The sequence below is a fragment of the Actinocorallia lasiicapitis genome (assembly GCF_054778695.1).
In genome coordinates this window covers 1-2780 of record NZ_BAAGZI010000565.1, presented here as the reverse complement: position 1 = coordinate 2780, position 2780 = coordinate 1, and the positions used below count along the sequence as shown (strand labels likewise).

The window sequence follows — 2780 nt, the reverse complement described above, 5'->3', positions numbered from 1 at the left end:
CGCGATGCTGGCGGCCGCGGCGGCGGGGGTGGTGCGCGCCCGGCATCTGGGGGACCGGGAGCGGCTGCGCGTCCAGATCCAGCGGTGGGCCGACGCCTACCGTCCCGATGTCGTCCTCTACTACCCGGGGCCCGCCCACTCGGTCTACCAGGCCGACATGTGGCTGGAGACCGTCGCCGCACTCGACCGCAGGCCGCTGGTGGTGCTGCGAGACCCGGCCGCCGCCGAAGCGCTCGCCGCGACGGCGCTGCCCGTCGTCTGCCTGGCGAAGGCCGCCGAGCTGATGGCCCTCGAACTCCCGGACGCCAGGGTCGCCCTCTACCCGGCCAACAGCGGGCAGAACAGCCATCTGCTGCGGCTGCCGACCTGCGGCCATGTCTTCATCGGCCACGGCGACAGCGACAAGACGCCCAGCTTCAACCCGTTCAGCCGGGTCTATGACGAGGTGTGGGTGGCGGGCCCGGCGGGCCGGGAACGGTACCGGCGCGCCGGGGTCGGTGTCCGGGACGAGGCGATCGTCGAGGTCGGACGTCCGCAGATCGAGCCGATCCGGCGCGGCCCCACCGGCAACGACCGCTTCACCGTCCTGTACGCCCCGACCTGGGAGGGCTGGACGGCCGACGCCGACGAGACCTCGGCGGGCCCGCTCGGCCTGGCCGTGGTCCGTGCCCTGCTGGCGGCCGGGGTGAGGGTCCTGTACCGGCCGCATCCGATGCTCGGCCGCCGCTCCCAGGCCGTGGCCGCCGCCCACCGTGAACTGTCCGCCCTGCTGGAACGCCGCGACGGCCCCGTCCACGACGCGTTCAACGGTGCCGACCTGCTGGTCAGCGATGTGTCCAGCATCATCTCCGACTATCTGGCCTCCGGCCGCCCCTACGCGGTCACCAACCCGCGCGGCCTGCCCGAGGCGGAGTTCCTGGACCGCTGCCCGACGGCCTCCGCCGGCTACCTCCTCGACGGCGCGAACACCACGGCCGTCCTCGCCGCCGCCACCGGCCCCGACCCGCTCGCCGACGACCGCAGAAGGCTGCGGGCCCGGCTGCTCGGCCCGGACGAGCCCGCCCCCCTCACCCGCTTCCGCGACGCCGTCGACATGCTCGCCAAACGAGCCGAATCCTGAAGGCCGGACCATGAAACCCGACTCGAGCAAGGACGCCCGCACGTCCCCCGCGCTGAGCGTCGTCGTCCCGTTCCGCGACGTCGAGGAGTACTTCGGGGAGTGCCTCGACTCGCTCGCCCGCCAGACCTTCACCGACCTCGAAGTGATCCTCGTCGACGACGGCAGCAGCGACTCCAGCGCCGTCATCGCCAAGGAGGCCGTGGCGGCCGATCCGCGCTTCCAGCTCGTCCAGCAGGAGGCGGCGGGCCCCGGCCCAGCCCGCAATGCCGGGGTCCGGCAGGCGCGCGGCGCCTATCTGGCGTTCGCGGACGCCGACGACGTCGTCCCCCGCGACGCCTACCGGCTGATGATCGCCTCGCTGGAGCGGACCGGCTCGGACTTCGCGACCGGCGCGGTGGAGCGGCTCGAGGACGGCCGGCTGACCGCGTCGTTCCTGCACCGGGGCCTGCACGCCGAGAAGGCCGAACGCACCCACGCGACCAAGCGCCCGCTCCTGGTCCGCGACCGCACCCCCTGGAACAAGGTGTTCCGCCGCTCGTTCTGGGAATCGCATCTGTTCGTGTTCCCGTCGGGGCTGTATGAGGACCCGCCGGTCAACGTCCGGGCGCACGCCGTCGCCAAGGCCGTCGACGTCCTCCCCGACACCGTCTACCACTGGCGCAAACGCGACGGTTCCATCACCGAGGAGCGGCACGGCGACGACAATCTGGCGCACCGGCTGCGGTCGGCGTCGCTGGTCCGCGCCGATCTGGCCGCCAACGCCCCGGCGCTGCTGCCCGCCTACGACGAGCATGTCGTGGTCGACGTGGAGCTGCGGGTGCTGCTCGACGCGTTCGCCCGGCTGACCGACCCGGACACCGCGTTCGCGTCCGGCGCGGTGCTGGCCGCCGCGCTCGGTCAGGACACCGTGGACCGGCTGCCGTCGCTCGACCGGCTGCGGCTGCGGCTCCTCGCTACCGGCGAACAGGACAAACTCCGCGAACTACTGCGCTACCAGGAGCTCGGCGGCCCCGCCACGGCCGAGGTCGTCCAGGACGGCAAACGCTGGTACGCGGCCTACCCGTTCCGCGACGAGCTGCCGCGCGAGCTGTTCGACGTCACCGACGAGCTCCTCCCGGTCGGCCGGATCGACCGCTGCACCTGGACCGAGCACGGTCTGGAGGTCGAGGGCCACGCCTACATTCGGCATCTGGAGTCCGAGCACGCCAAGCTCCGGGTGTGGCTGGTCGCGGCCCGCAAGCTGGGGCTGGTGCGGGTGCCGGTGACCCGGGTGGACCGGCCCGATGTGACGGCGGCCTCGGGCCAGTCGGCCGTCAGCCACACCGCCTCGGGGTTCACCGGGACTGTCCCCGCTTCGGCGTTCAAGCCGTTCGGCCGGGCGCGGCCCGCCGACTGGACCTTCTATGTGGAGATCGTCAACCAGGGGGTGCGGCGCCGGCGCAGCCTCGGCAACCCCGCCGAGCAGGCCCGGCAGTGGCCGGTCTCGGCTGAGCTGCCGGGCGGGCTGCGCGCCGACGCCGTCGCGGGTCCCGGCCGCTACCAGGTCCGGGTGCGGGCGGCGGTCGCCGAGGTGACCGGGCACCGCGTCGAGGACGGGTCGCTCGTCCTCGAAGGCCGGCTTCCGACGAAGATCAAGGAGCGGCCGTCGCTGGTCGCGAAC

At 73.5% G+C, this 2780-nt stretch carries 2 protein-coding genes; both read left to right on the top strand.

Annotated elements, in window-relative coordinates:
- Positions 1-1120 (top strand): CDP-glycerol glycerophosphotransferase family protein (locus ACYVE7_RS32180; RefSeq protein WP_460370113.1); only part of this gene is annotated, 1120 nt, incomplete at its 5' end.
- A gap of 10 nt (positions 1121-1130) precedes the next feature.
- Positions 1131-2780 (top strand): glycosyltransferase family 2 protein (locus tag ACYVE7_RS32175; RefSeq protein WP_460370111.1); only part of this gene is annotated, 1650 nt, incomplete at its 3' end.